The organism is Synoicihabitans lomoniglobus (assembly GCF_029023725.1).
Taxonomy (GTDB): Bacteria; Verrucomicrobiota; Verrucomicrobiia; order Opitutales; family Opitutaceae; genus Actomonas; species Actomonas lomonigloba.
This window is the reverse complement of the sequence record NZ_CP119075.1, coordinates 5,597,254-5,616,442: the sequence shown is the minus strand read 5'-3', so window position 1 is coordinate 5,616,442 and position 19,189 is coordinate 5,597,254. Positions and strand designations below refer to the sequence as shown.

General features: G+C 63.8%; 10 protein-coding genes. 6 read left to right on the top strand and 4 right to left on the bottom strand.

Features of this window, described 5'->3' with window-relative positions; genetic code table 11:
• Window positions 1-5: 5 nt before the first annotated feature.
• The gene (locus tag PXH66_RS21795; RefSeq protein ID WP_330928337.1) at window positions 6-419 is read right to left on the bottom strand and encodes a thiol-disulfide oxidoreductase DCC family protein; all 414 of its coding nucleotides are present in this window, start codon (window positions 417-419) and stop codon (window positions 6-8) included.
• A gap of 307 nt (window positions 420-726) precedes the next feature.
• Between PXH66_RS21795 and PXH66_RS21790 the strand changes: the two genes are divergently transcribed.
• Window positions 727-1,095 carry a hypothetical protein gene (locus tag PXH66_RS21790; RefSeq protein WP_330932146.1) on the top strand — a complete coding sequence of 123 codons (369 nt, stop codon included), beginning with the start codon at window positions 727-729 and terminating at the stop codon, window positions 1,093-1,095.
• An 88-nt stretch (window positions 1,096-1,183) separates the two neighbouring features.
• Complete coding sequence (gene dusB / locus PXH66_RS21785; protein WP_330928335.1) at window positions 1,184-2,293, top strand: tRNA dihydrouridine synthase DusB; 1,110 nt, start codon at window positions 1,184-1,186, stop codon at window positions 2,291-2,293.
• Window positions 2,294-2,475: 182 nt separating this feature from the next.
• Here dusB and clpB read toward each other — a convergent pair whose 3' ends face one another.
• The 3 genes from clpB to PXH66_RS21770 all read right to left on the bottom strand — a co-directional run bounded on the left by clpB (window position 2,476) and on the right by PXH66_RS21770 (window position 15,238).
• Complete coding sequence (clpB, locus tag PXH66_RS21780; protein WP_345781714.1) at window positions 2,476-5,058, bottom strand: ATP-dependent chaperone ClpB; 2,583 nt, start codon at window positions 5,056-5,058, stop codon at window positions 2,476-2,478.
• A gap of 240 nt (window positions 5,059-5,298) precedes the next feature.
• A complete protein-coding gene (locus PXH66_RS21775; protein WP_330928333.1) occupies window positions 5,299-7,776 on the bottom strand; it encodes a M12 family metallo-peptidase in 2,478 nt (825 codons plus the stop codon).
• 109 nt (window positions 7,777-7,885) lie between these two features.
• On the bottom strand, window positions 7,886-15,238 hold the full coding sequence (locus PXH66_RS21770; RefSeq protein ID WP_330928332.1) for a hypothetical protein: 7,353 nt from the start codon (window positions 15,236-15,238) through the stop codon (window positions 7,886-7,888).
• 139 nt (window positions 15,239-15,377) lie between these two features.
• On the opposite strand from PXH66_RS21770, the gene PXH66_RS21765 reads away from it, so the two are divergent.
• From PXH66_RS21765 to modA, 4 genes are all read left to right on the top strand, one after another.
• Window positions 15,378-16,538, top strand: coding sequence for a hypothetical protein (locus tag PXH66_RS21765; RefSeq protein WP_330928331.1), 1,161 nt, complete (start codon window positions 15,378-15,380; stop codon window positions 16,536-16,538).
• 79 nt (window positions 16,539-16,617) lie between these two features.
• Window positions 16,618-16,977, top strand: coding sequence for a DUF3127 domain-containing protein (locus tag PXH66_RS21760; RefSeq protein ID WP_330928330.1), 360 nt, complete (start codon window positions 16,618-16,620; stop codon window positions 16,975-16,977).
• A 52-nt stretch (window positions 16,978-17,029) separates the two neighbouring features.
• Entirely contained in the window at window positions 17,030-18,337 is a 1,308-nt protein-coding gene (locus PXH66_RS21755) for an alkaline phosphatase D family protein (protein ID WP_330928329.1), read from the top strand.
• Window positions 18,337-19,149: a molybdate ABC transporter substrate-binding protein gene (gene modA, locus PXH66_RS21750; protein WP_330928328.1), complete on the top strand. Its 813-nt coding sequence runs from the start codon at window positions 18,337-18,339 to the stop codon at window positions 19,147-19,149. The genes PXH66_RS21755 and modA overlap by 1 nt, the downstream gene beginning before the upstream one ends.
• Window positions 19,150-19,189 lie beyond the last annotated feature (40 nt).

The following is a 19,189-nucleotide window of genomic DNA, read 5'->3' as shown; positions in this document are numbered from 1 at the left end:
CTTTGTCAGTCCAGGATCCGCTCCGCCCACCGCGGATCCGGCAACGGCGTCGGTTGGTATTGGCCAAACAACGCATACCGCGAACGCGCCACCAACCGATAACCGGCATCGCGCCAACGGGTCGGCAACACGCCAAACAGTCGTCCCACCCGGGCCCAGCCCCCCGGCAAATATTGCGATACCGCGACCACCCCGTCACTGCGCAGATGATGAACGTGAGCCGCCACGTCAGGCAGAAAAACGAGACTGTCGAAATCCGCCGTCGGCAGCCCCAAACGCTGCAGCAGCGCCTGCCCGGTCACGCCCTGCAACGGTGCAAACCGCAACCGCTCCGCCCGATCCCGTCGCAACAAGAACCGCACCACCGCATGGCACAGCCCGCACTCCCCATCGAAGAGCAACAACGGACCGGCAGACATGACATCGAAACGTGGCACCCCCCGAAACAAGACCGCTTTCCCACCGTTGCAACTCTCCCGACCAGCCCCCCCCTCCACGACCACCCAAACCACCACCAGTGTAACCATGATGGTTACACTGGCCCCGAAGTTCCCCCGGCAAACCACCGCCACTCCGCTCTCGACCACCGCACTCCGCCTCCGGCAAGTGTAACCATAATGGTTACACTCGCCCCTGAAGTCCGGCGTCGCACCTGACACTTTGCTACCCGGTCCGGCGCGCTGTTCCGGCTTGCCGGAAGTGTAACCATAATGGTTACACTCGCGTATGAACGTGACGCCCACTCCGCACTCGGTTCGTTTGATGTCGGGACTCCTCGAGGGCATGGCCGAGGCGGCCGTCATCGGAGCAAAAATGATCAAGCAACGCGTGGTCGCCCGGCGCCGCACCCGCTCGAACGTCATCCATCGCCGACCGGGCGATTCCACTCCCATTTGGAACGTGCTCGTCCGGGAGCTCCGGGCCGAGCTCGTCGAATACGGCTCCAAAGCCCGCCTGGCCCGCTACTTGGGTATTCCCCGCCAACGCGTGGGTGACTTCCTCAAAGGGAACCGCCGCCTCCCCGACGCCGAGACCACCCTGATGCTGATGCACTGGCTGGGCGAACGCCGTGCCGGCCGCGATCCAAGTCTGTGACCCGCGGCGGCAAGTGTAACCATTATGGTTACACTTGCCCCGGGAGTTGCCACGGGCGAGACCGGTCGCACAGTGCCGGGTTGTTCCTATGAAAATTGGTCCGATTGAGTTGTCTTCGCCGTTATTTTTGTCGCCGCTGGCGGGTTATACCAACCTGCCCATGCGACTAACCGTGCGCGAAATCGGCGGTCTCGGCTGGGCGACCACCGATCTGGTCAACGCCCGCTCACTCATCGAGGGCAACCGCACCGCGCTCAAACTGTGCGCCACCTGCGCCGAGGATCGGCCGCTCGCGATTCAACTGTTCGGCGCCGTGCCGGAGGAGATGCGCGACGCCGCCATCATTTGCGCCGAAATGGGCGTGCAGTCGGTCGACATCAACATGGGCTGCCCCGTGCGCAAGGTTGTCAACGTCGGCGGCGGCTCCGCCATGATGACCGAACTCACCAAGACCGCCGCCCTCGTGCGCGGCATGGTCGAAGCGGTGAACATTCCCATCACCGCCAAGATGCGACTCGGCTGGGACGACCAAAATCTCACCGCGCCCGACCTCGCCCGCACCCTGGAAGACGCCGGCGTCGCCGCTGTTTTCGTGCACGGCCGCACCCGTGCCCAAGGTTTTTCCGGACGCGTCAACCTCAACGGCATCAGGGCCGTGGTCGAAGCCGTCTCAACCATCCCGGTGATCGGTAATGGTGATGTCACTACACCGGAGGCCGCGCAGCACATGCTCGACGTCACCGGCTGCACAGGCGTGAGCATGGGCCGCGGCGCATTCTACGATCCGTGGATTTTCAAACGCACCGCGCACCTGCTCGCCACGGGCGAGCTGCTACCCGAACCCGATTTTGCGGAACGCATTCGCGTCCTGCAGCGACATTTCGACCGCTACGTTGAATTTTACGGCGAGGAACGTGGCGCGAAGTTTTTCCGTAAAGTAGCGCCCTGGTATGCCCGCCGCTTCGGACCGTCGAAACCGTTCAAGCGCGACATCATTCGCATAAAGTCCCGCGCCGATTTCGAGCAAACGCTTGCCGAATTCATCGCTTGGCGGGAGCAGTTCTGCGACGAGTCGGGGCAGCTCCTTTCGAAGTATCGACCTGAACCGATGATCGCATCCTTCCAGCGCGACGAAGACGACCCCGTATTCCTGCGCGAGTCCATCCCCGTGCCCAGAGGCCCGGTGGATGTGTGGTGAGAGGTGATCCTCCTCTCTCCGCGTAGGCGGCCTGTTCGCAGGCGCCAACTGTGCCTCTGTGCACGCTGGCATACAGCGACCGGTGTCAGCGCGAGCGAGCTCGCGGCCTACCTGGGCTCGGCGATTAGTTAACGCCTCGGCGTCGGATCGTCGGCGAACGACGATCCGACAGGCGGTGTGGCTTATGCCTCCGCCAGTGCTCCGTCGGTGACGGTGAACTTCACCGTGGCACCTTCCTTGATGTCGCCGGCGACGAGGCCGCGGGCGAGGCGGGTTTCGAGCTGGCGCTGGAGGAATCGCTTGAGCGGACGCGCGCCGAAGACGGGATCGTAACCTTTCTCCGCAGCCCAGGTGCGGGCGGCGGCGTCGAGCTCGACGGTGACGCGGCGGTCGATGAGACGGCGGTTCAAGTCGGCCAGTAGGAGGTCGACGATCTTGGTGATTTCATCGAGCGTGAGCGGCTTGAACATGATCGTCTCGTCGATGCGGTTGAGGAACTCCGGGCGGAACGCCTGCCGCAACTCAGCCATGACGGACTCGCGCACGCTTTCCGAAATCGTGTCACCGGTGACCCGTTCCAACAAGTGGCGACTGCCGAGGTTGGAGGTCATGATGATGATCGTATTCTTGAAGTCGATCGTGCGACCCTGGCTGTCGGTGATCCGGCCATCGTCAAGCACTTGTAGTAGCACATTGAATACATCCGGATGCGCTTTCTCGATTTCGTCGAACAGCACCACGGCGTAGGGTTTGCGACGCACGGCTTCGGTGAGCTGGCCGCCCTCGTCGTAACCGACGTAACCGGGAGGCGCGCCGATGAGGCGGGCCACGCTGTGCTTTTCCATGTATTCCGACATGTCGATGCGGATCATGGCGCCTTCGCTGTCGAAGAGCGTTTCGGCCAGCGTTTTGGCGAGTTCGGTTTTACCGACTCCGGTCGGGCCGAGGAAGAGGAACGAACCGACTGGACGGCGCGGATCTTTAATGCCGGCGCGAGCACGCAGGATCGCTTCGCTGGCGAGCGTGACGGCTTCGTCCTGACCGATCACGCGTTCGTGGAGCGTGTCTTCCAAGCGCAGGAGCTTCTCCTTCTCTCCTTCAACGAGTCGCGTAACGGGGATCCCGCTCCACTTGGCGACGATGGACGCGACCTCTTCGGCGGAGACCTCTTCCTTGAAGAGTTCGTTGTCACCGGGGAGGGTTTCAAGACGCTTCAGTTCGGCTTCCAATTGCGGCAGACGACCGTGGCGCAGCTCGGCGAGTTTGTTGAGATCGTAGGCGCGTTCGGCCTGCTCCATTTCATGGCGCAGAGCATCGAGCTCTTCCCGAACTTTGCGCACCTTGTCGATGGCGGCCTTTTCTTTGTCCCACTTGGCGCGCAACGCGGTGGCCTGCGAACGCGTGTCACCGAGTTCGCTTTGCAGGGTTTTGAGACGTTCCTTGGACGCCTTGTCCTTTTCCAGTTTCAGGGCGGCTTCCTCGATTTCGAGTTGGAGCACGCGACGACTAAGGGCATCGAGTTCTTGCGGCATCGAATCCATCTCGGTGCGGATCATGGCGCAGGCCTCGTCGACGAGATCGATGGCCTTGTCGGGCAGAAAACGATCGGAGATGTAGCGATCCGACAACGTGGCGGCGGCCACGAGGGCGCCGTCCTGGATACGCACGCCATGGTGCAGTTCGTAGCGTTCGCGGAGACCGCGCAGGATGGAGATGGCATCCTCGACGGACGGGGGTTGCACGACAACCGGTTGGAAGCGGCGTTCGAGGGCGGCGTCCTTTTCGATGTGTTTGCGATACTCATCGAGTGTAGTCGCACCGATACAGTGCAACTCACCGCGGGCCAGCATGGGCTTGAGTAAGTTGCCCGCATCCATGGCGCCCTCGGTCTTGCCGGCACCAACGATCGTGTGAAGCTCGTCGATGAAGAGGATAATACGGCCGTCGCTTTCCTTGACTTCGGCGAGCACGGCTTTGAGGCGCTCCTCAAATTCGCCGCGGTATTTCGCTCCGGCGACGAGCGCGCCCATATCGAGCGAGAAGAGCGTGCGATCCTTCAAACCTTCGGGCACGTCGCCGCGCACGATGCGCTGCGCAAGGCCTTCGACGATGGCGGTTTTGCCGACGCCGGGTTCACCGATGAGAACCGGGTTATTCTTGGTCTTGCGGGAAAGGATGCGGACGGTGCGACGGATCTCGTCGTCGCGACCGATGACCGGATCCATCTTACCGGCCTTGGCCAGAGCCACGAGGTCGGTGCCGTATTTCTTCAACGCGTTGTAAGTCGCTTCGGGATTGTCGGTCGTGACGCGTTGCGCCCCGCGAAGCGTTTGCAACGCCTTGAGCACGCGAACGCGATCGAGGCCGAAGGATTTGATCGCTTTGGCAATGGAATCGGGCTTCGCAACTTCCACGATCCCGAGAAAAATGTGCTCGGTGGAAACAAACTCGTCCTTGAGTTGTTTGGCCTCCTTTTCGGCCCGCGTCAGCACCTCGTTGACAGCCTGGGTGACGTAGATTTTGGACGCATCAACGCTGCCGCTCACGGCGGGCAGGCGGTCGAGTTCCCGCTGCGTGGAGAGTTGCAGGGCGCTGACGGTGAGATCGAGTTTTTCCACCAGCGCCGGCACGATACCGTCTTCCTGCGCGAGCAAAGCGTGCAGCAGATGCCACGTATCCACCTCATGGTGATTACGACGACGGGCCTCCGCCTGCGCGTCGGTGACGGCTTGGCGCGACATCTGAGTGAGTGAGTTCATATCCATATCTTCACACCTTGCATGGAGCAGGCCAAATCCCTCTCAGAGGAAAGCCGCCGAAAGCAGTGAGACAGACGCGGGACATTTCGCCCGCCGGTGCGACGAGTCGTCGCGCAGAACGGGCCGGGTGGCGTTGTTGGGCATAAAGCCCAACCCACATTCAGTTACTTACACGCCTTCCATGTGGGTCGGGCTTTACGCCCGATCGCAGCTGGATATTGCGAGTCAGACTCTCCGAGCGGTGAATCAGGGCGATATTTCGAAGACTTCGACGATCGCCACCCCGGACTCGCCTGGTTGATCGGGGAGCGACTCAAACGGTCGCACAAACACGGTGTAGAGACCGGGCGGCAACTCGACCACGGCCGCTGGCTCGACGGGTTCCATGTCGATTTCGCCGACAGCCATTGCCGCCGCAAACACAGCGGCCTCCGAAGGCTGATCCACGGTCCCACGGCGAAGCAGAGGAATGGCGTCGCGGTTGGTGCCATCGAGATCCGCCGAAGGCGCATCCCAGTCGTCGTTGAAATAGACCAACTCGGCGTTGGCGTCGAAAATCTCGATCGTCGGGTCGGGCATCACGACGTCCGCAGGCAACCCGTAGTTGACCAACGACGGCCCTCGCACCCGGATGAACATCGTTTTGCGCTGACCGGGAGTATCGTCATCCGCCTGCACGACAAAACCGGCCACCATGGGGTCGGCGGCAGACGCGAACGCGCGGGTGGATAAATTGAGTAAACGGGAATCGCCGCCTTCGCCCACCCCGTAAGCCTCGATGAGGGCGTAACCCTCCGCCCCACCCGCGCCGGTGACTTCGGCAGTGTAGTTGCCCGGAGCGAGATCGAGCACGACGGCGGCATCGCGACTGCCGTTGGCCAATGAAAACGCTCCCGCGCTTTGGCCCGCACTGGCCACCACCGTCGCATTGGCAGCGGGCACGCCCCAATCATCGTTGGTCGCGATCAGGCCCGATCCCAACGCGTTCACGCGCAGCACCGGATCGGCCAATGCATTCGGCACACTAAAGGGAGCCGCCCCGATGGTCGGTCCCGGCGCACGGATAAGCACACGACGCGCGTCCGTGCCGGTGACGACAAAACCACCCGTGAGTGTTTGATAACCCGTGCCCACAAACGCCCGGGTCGAAACATTCACGAGTCGTCCGGCTCCCGACCGATCGGGCGACAAGCGATATCCGGCGACTTGAAAAGCGGTGCGTTCGATCGTGCGGGTGTTGTCCGCCGCATCCACGCCGTCGGCTTCGGCCACGCCAAAGGTCACCGGATTCGGAAACGTGACCGTTTGACTGCCTGACACGTAGGAGGAAATCGAGGTGTCCGGACTGGAGTAATACCGCAACCGCGTGCCCGGGGCGTAAGCCATGATCGACCGAACCTGCCGCGTGAAACCCCTGCTGTCGGCGGCATTCACGCGATACCCGTAGCTGTGCGGATAAGCACCATGATAACCGCGGGCGGGCGTCGCGCCTGCGTTGCTCAGATCATGCGCGCAACCGAGCGAATGCCCGACTTCATGCGACAGCACCGTGGCATCACTCATCCCGGCGTAGTTGATTACTGAAAAGGCATAGAACGGCTCGGAGTAGTGCCCTACCCGCTCGAGAATATAAGCGATGCCAGCCCCCGTCGAATCGGGTCGACGCACGATGAGACTCACCACATCCGCGCCGACCGCGTCTCGCTTGGCGTGAACCTCATCCATGTATCCATCCGTCACCCCCGAAATACGTTCCAACGCCTCATCCTGCCAACGGGGAAAGGCCGTGCTGATATCGTCGTCGGGGTATTCCACCTCCAACGTGCCCGCCAAATGGATACGGGCGGAGATTCCGCTGGCGGCAAAATCGGAGTTCATCTGCGCGACCGACAAATCGATCTCGGTCTCGACGTTGACCGGGCCTCCCAATGCGGCGGTGACCGCCGAAGTGTAGACCATCAGCAGGTCCACCACCGCATCGCCACTCGCCAGTGTTTCATCGGCGACTCCAGCTCGTGCGCCCGCCTCCGCGAAGGCCATCGGTGGCAACTGCACCCGGTCGCGGCTCGACGACGGCGCCACTTCACAATCACCCATGAGTTCCGGCTCCACCACGTAGAGCTGCGTGGCCCGTGCGCCATCGATCTCGATGGTGCGCACTTTGAATTCACCCGGTTCGAGCCCGTGCAGCGACGCGGAGACCGTGCCTCGATTCGACGCGAGAATGAATCGCCCGGTCGGCACGCCGACCACGCGGCCTTCACTCGAAAATCGATCCGGCCCCCGTGCGGTGCTACGCTCCACTACCACCTCGATGAGGCGGCCGTCGGGCAACGGCAGCTGCAAGCGCCCGGTCCCGGACTGCCAAAACGGAGAGGCCTTGCCCGCCAACAACGCTTCATCAATCGCCACATAATGATAAGCCCGCGTGGCGGCCTCGACACGCTGTTCGATTTGCGCGGCGTTGGCCGGCGGTGCGACCACGGTCCAGAGCGCCGGAACCGCCGGTCGCACCGTAGTCAACGGCGCCGACGCTGCGGCGGCCGGGACGGAGGCGGACGACGTTATGGGCGGGGCCTCGTCAATCGCCGGCAACGTTTCGGTGTCCGACACGGGCGCGGCGTCGTTCGACCACCACGACACCCCGGCGATTCCGGTGAGGAAAATCACCAACCACAAGCGCCGGCGACGGTGACGGCTGGAATGAGAATCGGGGGCGGTCATGAATTTTCCAACCTAACGGGACGGCCGGAGCAGGCGACTTCCGACCGGTCGGCCTCCGCCAGGTTCCGCCCCCCCATCGAGACCGTCGGCAACACGCTTGGCACCGGGCCTACCGTTGCTTGAGATTCGCGCGCTCCTGCACGTTCTCGGCATGCGCCTTGAGGATCGCTTGTTGGCGCTCTTCGAGTTCGTCGGCGCGCTGGTTGAGTTCGTTTTCACGCGCGGCCATTTCGGCTCTGAGGCGTTTGATCTCCTCCTCGATCCCGGCGACCTTTTTCTCGCGGGCGCCGAGTTTGGTCCGCGCCTGAGCAAGTTCGATTTCGATCTGGCTGAGTTCCTCTTCGCGTTGTTCTGCCGCCGCAGCCGCTTCGGCCATCGCCCGGGTGGTTTCCTCCGTCGTTCCCGCAGCCGACGCGGGTTCGCTCGCCGGGGCTCTGGGCTCGGATTCCTGGACGGCCAAACGCGCCTCGCGAACTTTGCATGCCTCCTCCGATTCACGAACTTCGGCTTCCCGTTTTTCCAACGCCCGCTCACGATCCGCCACCGCCGCGACCCGGTCATAAATACGTTGCTGTTCCGCCGCCTGCTCATCGTCGCGGGCGGAGAGGGCCGACTCGCGGGTGGAAATCTGTTCCGACCAGGCGGCTTGTTGTTCGCGCAAGTCCTGAGACTGTCGCTCCGCCCCGCTCTGGGCTGCGCCCGCCTCGGCTTCCCGGGCAGCCAGCTTGGCTTCCAGCTCCCGCACGGCAGCTTCAAGCTGATGCGTGGCCGCTTCCAGGCGGGAAATCTCTGCGCGTTGCGCGGCGAGTTCCTCCGTCGCCCGATCCGCCGCTTCCTGCTGAGCCGTGATCTCGGCCGTCCGTTCGGCCAACGCGTTTTCACGGTCACGCAGTGCTTCTCGTGCGGCGGCCAGTTCCTGCTCGGGACCGGAAAGGGACGCTTCGCGTTGACGCAAGGCGTCGGCTTGCGCTTCCAACCGTTGCGCCGCCTTGACCTGATCGGCCTGCGCCGCGGACAACGCCGCCTGCTCCCGGCGCAACTCCGCCGACCGCGCCGCGTGATCCTGCTCCTGCGATTGAATTTCGGCTTCCCGCTCACTGAGTTCCCGCACCCGACGATCGGCCGCGGCGGCCGATTCGGTGAGGACGCGTTCACGCTCCGCCAGTTCGTGGGACTGGGCTTCGACCTGTGAGCGGCCGGACGACACTTCCTCGTTCCGCTTCGATTCGCGCTCGTCGAACGCGGCGACGCGCTGGTCGAATTCGGATTGCGCCCGAGCCAAGGCATCCGCCGATGCCGCGGCGGATTTCTCCTGGGCGACGATTCCCGACTCGCGCTGTGAGAGGGCATCGTTTTGCGCCGTGAGTTGAGCCAACTCCTGTTCGAGTTTCTCCCGCGTCGCAGCCGTGGCGTGTTCGCGCTCGGTGAGCGCTGTTTCACGCTGCGATATCGCCTCGGACTGCGCGGCGGTGCGACGTTGCGCGGCCGCGGCATCCTGCTCACGAGTCGCCAACTGGGTCTCACGTTCCGCCAACTGGGTGTCCGTCTGGGTTTGTTCCGTTTCGCGACGCGCCAAGGCGGCTTCGCGGTCGGCCAAAGCGGCGGCTTGGGTATCGAGTGCGGCGATACGGGCCTGCTGCTCGGTCTCGACTTGGTCGGCGGCAGCCACCCGAGGTGCCAGCGCGTGTTCGCGGCGGTCGAGATCGGCGGCGGTGCGGGAAAGTTCGGACTCCCGGGCGGCGATCGCCTGCTCCCGCTCTGCGTTTGCCTGGCCCGCCGCCCGCAGTGCGGTCTGTTTTTGATCGGCCGCTGCTTTTTCGCCGGCGATTTGCTCTCTCAGTTCCTCGAGCTCCGCGGCCGCGGCGGTGATCGCACCACCCTGTTCGGTGGTTTGCTCGATGCGAGCGCGCAGTTCCTGCTCTCGCTCGGCCAAGGACTTTTTGGTTTGGGCGACTTCCGCTTCGGTCGCGGTCAGCGCGGCGGCCCGTTCGTCGATCTCGGCGCGGGTTTGCGTGAGCGCGGACTCCGCGTCGCGCAGGGTAGTTTCGCGTTGCGCGAGATCGGCGGATTGGCGGGCGAGGTCGGACTCACCTTGGGCGCGCGCGGCGGCGGCAAGGTCGATCGCGGCGCGCTGTTCGGCGAGAGATTTCTCCTGTTCGGCGATGGCGGCGGCGAGTTGCGTGGTCTCGGCATCGCGCGCTTCGAGGGCGGCGGCGCGTTCGGCGGCGGCCGTGGCGGAATCGGCCAGAGCTTGCTCGCGTTGCGCCACGTCTTGAGCGCGTTGATCGAGCTCGCTCCGAGATGTGGTCACCGCCGCCTCATCGGCGGCGCGTTGTTTATCGAGCGTCGCGGCGTTTTGGGCCAACTCGGCTTGCGCTTCGGCCAGGTCCGCTTCGGCGGAAGCCAGTTGTGCCTGCCGGGTTTCCAGTTGCGTCGATTGCTGCTCGAGACTCGCGGTGCGCGCGTCGATTTCGGCTTGGGCGGCATCGACGGCGGTTCGCAGCTCGGTGACCTGGGCTTCGCGCTGAGCGAGGGAAGACTCCAACTCCGTCAGTTGGGCTTCGCGATCGTTGACCTGTTGGTCGCGAGCTTCGGCCTCGCGGTGAATCGCGGATAGTTTTTGCTCACGCGCTTCAACTTCGGCCAAGCGTTGCAGGAGCTTGGACTGCGCCGAAGTGGCGGATTCATTGACGGCGGCTTCCCGGGCATCGAGGCCGGTGGTGCGTTCGTCGAGTTCGGCCTGCGCGGAAGCGAGCGCCGTGTCACGCGTCGCGATGGCGGCTTCACGTAAGGCGAGGTCCTCTTCCTGAGCGGAAAGCTCGCGCGCTCGCGCTTCCAGTTGGGTTCGGAGTTCCTCGGCCTGAGCCTGCTTTTCATCCGTCGCAGACTCGCGTTCGGTCAGCGCGGTTTGGTCCGTCGCCAGTTGATTTTCGCGGTCATCGAGCGCGGTGGTGCGGGCGGTCGCGGCGGCCGTGGCCGTGGTGAGTGCTTGTTCGCGGGCTTCGAGTTCGGTCGTGCGGCGAGCGATGTCGTCGTCGAGGCTGGTGGCACGAGCCGCGAGCGACTCATCGCGCGCCGTGAGCTCGGCCGAGCGTTGGTCCAAGTCGGCGAGGGCGCGAGTGAGCTGAGTATCGCGTTCCGCCAGATCTTGCTCCTGTTCACGCAGCGTGGTCTCGCGCTCGGTGAGCTTCGCGTGCTGCGTGGAAAGTTCGGTCCGGGTGGCGTCGAGTTCGGCCGCGATCGCCGTGGCGGCGGCTTCCCGGTTCGTGACCTCGGTTTCGCGCTCGGTCAATGCTTGTTCTCTGCGCTCCAGCGCAAGGCGTTGCGCGTCCTGCTCGGCTCGGGCGGCGGCGATGGCGGCTTCGCTTTCCGCGACGGATTGTTCCCGCTCGGTGAGTGCCGCGTTCCCCTCGCCCAGTGAGTTTTCGCGCGCTTCGAGGTCGGACTCACGCGACGTAATTTCCGCGAGTCGGGCGGTGAGTTTTTGCTCGCGGGCAGCCAGCTTGACGCTGCGTTGCTCGAGTTCTTCGCGAAGGTTTTGTAGTTCGGAGTCGCTCTCGGCCACCGCTTGTTCGCGGCGCGCCCACTCGGCCTCCCGTTCGGCAATGGCGGCCTCCTGTTCCGCCAACGCGACGGTTTGCCGTTCGAGTGCGGCGGCGGTCTCGTGCGCCGTGTGCGTCTGGGTGGCGAGTTCTTCCGCCCGGGTTTTCGCGGCGGCTTCGGCTTGCGCGAGTTGTTCCTCCCGCGAGCTGAGTTCGCTTTCCAGCGTGGCGGCGGCGGCCACCGATTGGGCCAGGGCGTCGGCTCGCTCGGACAGCTCCCGCTTTTGCTCGTCGAGCCCCGTTTGGGTGGATGTGACCCGCTCATCAAAGTCCTGGGTGGTTTGATCGAGCGTGGCCTGGCGCTGCTCGATCTCCGCCCGTGCGGCGGTGAGTTCCGCTTCACGCGCAGTCAGCGCGGACTGCAGCTCATCAAGTTCACGCTGCTGGTTGGCCAGTTCGGTTTCGCGTCGGGTCTGCGTCTCGCGAGTGGCATCGATCTCAGTCGTCGTCGCAGCGATCGTCTGTTCGCGCTCGGCCACAGCCGCAAGTTGGGCGGAGAGTTCGGTTTCCTGCGCCGTGAGTTGGGCGCGGAGGGTTTCGAGCTCGGCGGATTGAGTTTCGAACGTCGCAGCGGTGGCGGTCGATTTTTGATCGAGTTGGGCGGCGCGTTCATCGAGCTCGGTTTGGCGCTGTTCGAGTTCGGTGCGCGTGGTGGCGAGTTCGGTTTCGCGCTCGGTGAGCGCGGTGCGTAGCTCCGCGAGCTCGGTCTGTTGCGCGGCGAGTTCCGTTTCGCGCTGCGTGTGGGCCGCGCGAGTTTCGTCGGCGGTGGCGGACGCGGCAGCGACAGCCATTTCGCGCTCGGCGATAGCGGCAAGTTGGGCGGTGAGTTCGGTTTCCTGCGCCGTGAGTTGGGCGCGGAGGGTTTCGAGCTCGGCGGATTGAGTTTCGAACGTCGCAGCGGCGGCGGTCGATTTTTGATCGAGTTGGGCGGCGCGTTCGTCGAGCTCGGTTTGGCGCTGTTCGAGTTCGGTGCGCGTGGTGGCGAGTTCGGTTTCGCGCTCGGTGAGCGCGGTGCGTAGCTCCGCGAGCTCGGACTGTTGTGTGGCGAGTTCCGTTTCGCGCTGCGTGTGGGCCGCGCGAGTTTCGTCGGCCGCGGTGGTCGCGGCGGCAATCGCGGCTTCGCGTTCGGTGGCGGCGGCGAGTTGTTGCGTCAGGGCGGATTCCTGGTCGGCAAGCTCGGCGGTCGCTCGATCAAGAGTTTGGCGAGCGGTCGCGGCTTCCGCCAACTGGGCTTCGAGCGCCGATACTCGGGCGGCGTGCTCGGCTTCATCGGCTGCAACTTGAGCGACGCGGGTCTGCAGTTCGGCTTCACGCGCCTCGATCGCCTCTTGGCTGGCGGCGAGTTTTTCCGCGCGGGTCTCCACTTCGGATTGCTGTTGCTCAACCTGTTCACGCAGGGCCGCGACCTCTTGGTCCGAAGCAGCCAACGCCTCCGCATGGGCAGACGACGCCGTTTCGCGTGCTTTTAGCGCGTGCTCTTGTTCGTTGAGGGCGGTGGTCTGTTCGGCGAGCTCCGCCTGCAGCTGTTTCGCGGCCGTGTCGCGCGCGGTAAACTCCTCTTCGCGCCGGGTGAGTTCGGTCTCCAGTTCGGCGATTTCATTCTCGCGCTTCGCGGCGGCGGCTTCCCGGGATTGGGCATTCTCCAGCAGGGCGGCGAGTTCTTCTTCCCGGGCCGCAATGGTGGCTGCTCGCGCCTCGACTTCCGTGCGGAGAGCTTCGGCGGCGGTGGTCGTGGCCGTCGCCGACTCTTCGCGTTGCGAGGCTTGTTGTTCGCGCGCGGCGAGAGCCTCGGTCTCGGTGGCGAGTTCGGCGACGCGAGTTTGGTGCGCCGCTTCGTTGGCGGCCAGTTCGGCTTGAAGTCGACCCAGTTCTTCCTCGCGAGCGGTCAACGCGGTCGTGAGCTCATCCACCTGCGCCGCGCGCTCACTGATTTCCTTGGCGCGAGCGGTTGTGGACTCGCGGGACGACGCGAGTTGGGTTTCCAACTCCGCGAGTTCGGCCGCGCGCTGGGTGAGCTCGGCTTGGGTGGCGGCTGTCTGTTCGGAAAGATCCTGCTCCCGTGTCTCGAACTCGGTGGTGCGACGCGTGAGGTCCGCTTGGGCCTGGGCCACGGTCGCCTCGCGCGACTCCACGGTTGCGGTGAGAGCGGCCAGGGCGGATTCGCGTTCGGCCAGGGTGGTTTCAAGCTGGTTGAGTTGCTCGCGGGAGGCATCGACCTCGGCGGCAGCGGTGGCGACGGCTTGTTCACGCGCGGCGGTCGAGGTTGTTTTTTCCTCGAGTCCGGCGGTGCGCTCTGCGAGCTCCGCACGGGCGGTCGCGAGATCGGCTTCGGTGGCGGAAAGATTGTTTTCGCGGGTCTCGAGTTCGGCCAGGCGCTCGGCCAGTTGGGCGCGTTGCGCATCAAATTTGGCCAGCTCGGAAGCGTGGGTTTTCCCCTGCTCGTCGAGTTCCTGCGCCGTCTTATCCAGCGCAGTTTCACGGTCGACCAAGGCCTGCTCGGTCTCACGCAGACGCGTTTCCCAGGCGGAGGAATCGGACTGCTGTTGGTCGAGTTTTTCGCGGAGGCTGGTGAGCTCGGCGGTATGGCGGGTGAGGGCCTCCTGTTGTGAGGCCACGCTCGCCTCGCGTTCCGTCAGGGCGTTTTCGCGATCGCCAATTGCCTCGGCGACGAGGGTGTCGATTTGATCGCGTTGCTCGGCGATGTTCCGGCGTTCGGTTTCGAGTTGATTGCGCTCGGTTTCGGCCTGCGCCCGCATGTGGTCCAACTCATCGCGCTGCCGTTTGAGTTCGGTGCCGGTCTCGACGAGTTTTTCGCGGAGTTTGGAGAGACGGGCATGCTCACCGGCCAAGGATTCTTCTTTGGCGGTGAGTTCCTCGACGCGTTTTTCGGTGAGGGCCTGGCGATGAGCGAGGAGCTGTTCCTGTTTTTTGAGGGCGTCGGATTTGGCCGGATCGACGGTGGGTTCGCGGCGTTCGGCCGCAAATGCCGCGACGGCGGCGGCGTGCGCATCCTGTGCTTTTTTTAGGTCCGCGCGCAGGCCGACGGCCTTGGTGATGAAGTCCTGCGATTGGGCGAGCTCGAGTTTGCGATCCTCGATCATGCCGTTGGTGCGCTTGAGCACGGCCGTGGCGGCTTCGAGGCGGCTGGAGCAATCCGCCAGCGTGGCCTGTTGGGCGGAAACGGCTTTTTCCTGTTCGGACAGCCGGTGCTCCAGTTCGGCGAGCCGACGTTGTTTCCCGGCCAAGGCCTGATCCGGCTCCGTTGATGTCGCTTCGGGCGGGGCCACCGGGGCGCGCTCGACGGGAGCGGGCGAGGCCGGGGCGGAGGCGGCTTGAGCGGGAGGTGGCACGGAGGGAGCCATCACGCCGGGTTTGACGCTTCCCACCGGGTATTGCCGCTCGGGAAGTTCGAGAAACCGATCACTGCTGCGAACGTAATCGATGAGCAGTCGAATGAGTTCCGATTTGCCCATCCAGTATGGTGAGATGCGCTCTCCCTGCTCGCTGAAACCCCGCACCATGGCACCCGCCAACTCGTTCATGGTGACCGGCAGGTAGAAATAATCTTTGATGCGCAGGCCCGTGACCTTGAGCACGTCGTGCATGGCATCCCTCTGCCCGACAATGAAGATCGGGGTGGAGGAATTCGCCGATCGGTAATTCCGCACATGAGTCCCGATAACCTCCAGGTCGCCGATGCCCCTGAAATCGAAAATCGCCAAGTGCGCTTTCAGGTTTTGGGCGATGCCGGAGCCATCATCTCGACGCACGGATTGGGCTCTTTTGTCGTCAAACGACACCAAGAGCTCGACCAGACCGGAGCTGGTAACGCGCTGCAGATAGATGGACTTTAAAAGCATGAAAGGGAACGCCGATCACAATCGGACGTGGCCTAATGTCTATACCCTAGTTGACCCCGGGTTCAATCGCTTGCTATGCCGTGATGAAAATCTACCACTCTCCCCGCCGGTAAACGCTGCGTTGCCGGTTACGAAAACCATGGCTCTGGCTTCACGATCACTGCTCGAATTTGAAATTCGAACGCCTCACGCCCACGTCACCCTCAAGGTGCCGGCCCAGGGAGTGTCGGCTCGGTTCGAGCCTGAGCTGAGCCCCTACAAGTCCAAACTCTCTCCTCCCAAAGGGATTGTGCGAACGATTGTCGCCACCGGCCAGGAGGAATTCCGGGCGACCCAACTGCGACCGACGCCTCCCGCCAAGACCGTTTGTGCCACTGCAGCGGTGGCGCAAAAGAAAGCCTGGTTCACCGTCGCAACCGCCCCAAAGACCATTGCTTCCCTGCAAACGACACCGGACAAAGTCGATTCGTTGTGGCTCGTGGCCGTGCTTTCGTTCCGCCATTTGGCGATGTCCCGCAGCAAACCCTTCCTGGTGTGGCTGATTGGTAAAACGTCGTCGTTTGTCGTAAGTATCGACGAGCATGGAGCTTTCGCAACTTCCCGGCGCGAGTCCGGTTCGAGTGATTTGATCGACGCCGTCAAGAAAGGCCTGGGGCTGCACTTTCGCTCCTCCGCCGAAAAAATCCTGTTCCGCGAAGACTTTGACTGGGGCGACGACGCAGACGAAATCGCCCACCACTACACGGCGGGGCTCTGTCGCGATTTTCGCACGGTTCCCCCCGAGACCACGCTGGCGGTCATCGGTATCGGCCAACGCGCCCGCGGCTTGGAACGCGCCTTTGCGGCGGCAATCGGCGTCGAACCGTGGAGCGGACCCACCGAGAGTGAGATGTCCCAACTCGGCTGGGAACCTCTCCCGCATGGCGCCGAACCGGCCAGCGCCGAATACTGGGCGCTCGCCTGTCTGGCCGGCCCCCGGTCGACCCTCTTCACCCATCGACTACGCTATGGTGGCGCCCCCTTTGCGATGACCCATGAACCGGCGACGGCGGGAGGTCTGGTCACGATCGCGCGCGAACCCGGCCTGCCCGCCCCGGCGACCGCGACTCAACGCGGCACGACGGAACCGACGCGGCCCCGACGCCGACGCAGCCGCTACCGGCCCCCGCGTCGCAACGTTTTCGAATGGACCAAGGGCGGCGTTTTGAAATGGATCGCCATCCTGATCTACATCGCGCTCGTGGGCTTTGGTGGTCATTATTACATGACCCGCGATTCGGCTCCGACGCAGCAGCGCTGACAAATATCCCCGGGCAATTTCACCGGGACGTGCTTTGGAGTTTGGCGCGATAACGAGAATCGCGCTAAGTTCGCCGCCTATGTTCGAAATCTCCGGATCCGTTAAAAAAATCTTTGAAGAACAAACCTTCGGCAGCGGCTTCAATAAACGTGAGTTTGTGCTCACGACCGAGGCGGAACGCTACCCTCAGGACATCAAGTTCGAGTGTGTGAAGGACAAGGTGAACCTGCTCGCGCCGCTCAAGGCCGGCGACAAAGTGAAAGTCTTCTTCGACCTGCGGGGTCGCGAATGGAAGGAAAACTATTACGTGAACCTCAACGCCTGGAAGGTCGAAAGTCTCGGCGAAGGTGCCCCGGCCGGAGGCGACCCCGACGGCCCGCCCCTGCGTGAACCCGAAGCCGGTGCCGGTGAGTTGATGGACGAAGAACCGCCGTTCTAGTCGGTTATCGTTTGCCGGGGGAGCGTTGATCCCGCTAATGCCGGTGATCCGCATGAGCTTCTCTCGATACTTCATTCTGCTGCTCGCACTCCTCGCTTTCAGCGCCGGGGCCAACGCGCAGTTGGTTTCGCGCGGTCCCTGGAGCGGGGCGGTGACCGCCTACTCTGCGGAGGTGAACCTCGTGCTGTTCGAATCGCGCCTCACCACGCTCGAAGTGAGCAGTGATCGCGATTTCGTGCGCAAGCTCACCTTTCCCGAGGAGCCACGACGCAAATCCGACCTGCCGTTGCTCACCCGCTATCGCCTGAAACGACTCGAACCCAACACGACCTACTACTATCGCGTGGTGGCGGGCCGCGACCGCGAAAGGCAACGCGTGGGACAACTCCGCACCGGACCCATTCCGGGTCAGGCAGCCTCGTTTCGGTTCATTGTCGCCGGCGGAGCCGCGACCGGTTCGGAAGCAGGGGCGTTCTCCGAAATCCGCTACCAGGCCCCGTTGTTTTTTGTGCAACTGGGCAACCTCCACAACGCGTCGATCAACGCGAATGACGCCCGGGTGTTTGCGGAAACCTACCACCGGGTCCTCGACTCGTTCACCCACGTGGAACTCCTGCAACGCGTGCCCGCCGTCTACACGTGGGATCGCTTTGACTACGGTCAGGGCGCGGACCGGGAGTCGCCCAACGCCTTCCCCGCCCACCTCACCTATCGTCACTACATCCCGCACTACCCTCTGCCAGCCGACAGCGCACCGGAGCTGGCCGACGATCTGATTGGTGAAAAACCCATCACGCAGGCGTTCACCGTCGGTCGCGTGCGGTTCATCGTGCTCGACACGCGCACCCAACGCACCCCCGTCAACACGCCCGAGGGACCCGAAAAATCCATGCTCGGAAAGTGGCAACGCGAGTGGCTCGAAAACGAGTTGGTTCGCGCCCAGAGCAACCACGTATTGACGTTCATTCTGACGTCGGTGCCGTGGCATGCTTCCGGGACGCCCTACGCCGATGACTGGAGTCGCTACACCCACGAGCGCAACGAGATTGCCCAATGGATAAGCGATCAGGGCCTGCGCAACATTGCCTTCATCAGCGCCAACGGCGGCACCCTCTCCGCCGTCACCGGCACGGCCGCGCCCGACCAGCTGCCCGAGTTCCAAGTGGGTGAAATCGATCTGCACTTCAATCACGTCGAAGGCCCGTGGGACGTCGGCCCCTTGTTTCGGGAGGAGACCGAGGAATTCTTCGGTGTGTTCGACATCGATGACAACCGCAGCTCGATCAAAGTCACCTTCATCGGCATGAACCAAAACGGCAGCGAACGACTGCGCACCGTGCTCGAATTTTCGGTCAATTGATGCACCCGACATTCGTCCAGACCTGCCGCAGGATGCTGGGCGTGGCGTGGCTGTTAATCGCGACGCCGTCGCTGGTGACCGCCGCCGAAACCGTCGCGGCGCGAACCAAAATCACCGTGGCGGCGGCATCGAGTTTGCAACCCCTGCTGGACCCCTTGCAGACCCGTTTCGCCGCCGCGCACCGCGAACTGGAACTCGTGTTCATCACGGCCGCCACGGGTTCGCTGGTGGCCCAGATCCGGCATGGCGCGCCCTACGACGTATTGCTCGCCGCCGATCTCGATTATCCGCGCACCCTGGTCGCCAGCGGCGAAGCCGACGCCGACGCGTTGTTCACCTTTGCCCTCGGGCAACTCGTGCTGATCCCGCGCCCCCCCGCCGCCTCGGAGGACTGGACGACGCGTCTCCGCGACCCCGCGGTGCGCCGGATCGCCATCGGCAATCCCGACATCGCTCCCTACGGCCGGGCGGCGCGCGAGGTGCTGCGAAGGGCGGGATTATGGGATGAGCTCACGCCCAAAATCGTCATCGGTGACAACATTGCCCAAGCCCTGCAATTTGTGAGCCGCGGCCACGCCGAATACGGTTTTGTGGCCTTATCCCAACTCCGATTGCTCGACGGCGACGGCCCCTTGAATCCGTCCGCGTATTGGGCATTCCCCGACACCCTGCCCCAAGGCGCCCTGTTGTTGAAACGAGCGAAACAGCCGATGGCGGCCGGCGTTTTCCTGTCATGGTTGCAGGATGATGACGCGCGCGCCGTGTTGCACCAGTTCGGCTATCGCGACCCGGCCGACGTCGCGGACCGCTAAAATCGATGCATGCAGCATCGACGTTCGTCGCACGGGTGTG

Bases quoted from the DNA above. Each gene is read 5' to 3' on its own strand.
- PXH66_RS21760 (WP_330928330.1), top strand. From the start codon at position 16,618: ATGTTCGAAATCTCCGGATCCGTTAAAAAAATCTTTGAAGAACAAACC.
- dusB (WP_330928335.1), top strand. From the start codon at position 1,184: ATGAAAATTGGTCCGATTGAGTTGTCTTCGCCGTTATTTTTGTCGCCG.
- PXH66_RS21770 (WP_330928332.1), bottom strand. From the start codon at position 15,238: ATGCTTTTAAAGTCCATCTATCTGCAGCGCGTTACCAGCTCCGGTCTG.
- clpB (WP_345781714.1), bottom strand. From the start codon at position 5,058: ATGGATATGAACTCACTCACTCAGATGTCGCGCCAAGCCGTCACCGAC.
- PXH66_RS21795 (WP_330928337.1), bottom strand. From the start codon at position 419: ATGTCTGCCGGTCCGTTGTTGCTCTTCGATGGGGAGTGCGGGCTGTGC.
- PXH66_RS21755 (WP_330928329.1), top strand. From the start codon at position 17,030: ATGAGCTTCTCTCGATACTTCATTCTGCTGCTCGCACTCCTCGCTTTC.
- PXH66_RS21765 (WP_330928331.1), top strand. From the start codon at position 15,378: ATGGCTCTGGCTTCACGATCACTGCTCGAATTTGAAATTCGAACGCCT.
- PXH66_RS21790 (WP_330932146.1), top strand. From the start codon at position 727: ATGAACGTGACGCCCACTCCGCACTCGGTTCGTTTGATGTCGGGACTC.
- PXH66_RS21775 (WP_330928333.1), bottom strand. From the start codon at position 7,776: ATGACCGCCCCCGATTCTCATTCCAGCCGTCACCGTCGCCGGCGCTTG.
- modA (WP_330928328.1), top strand. From the start codon at position 18,337: ATGCACCCGACATTCGTCCAGACCTGCCGCAGGATGCTGGGCGTGGCG.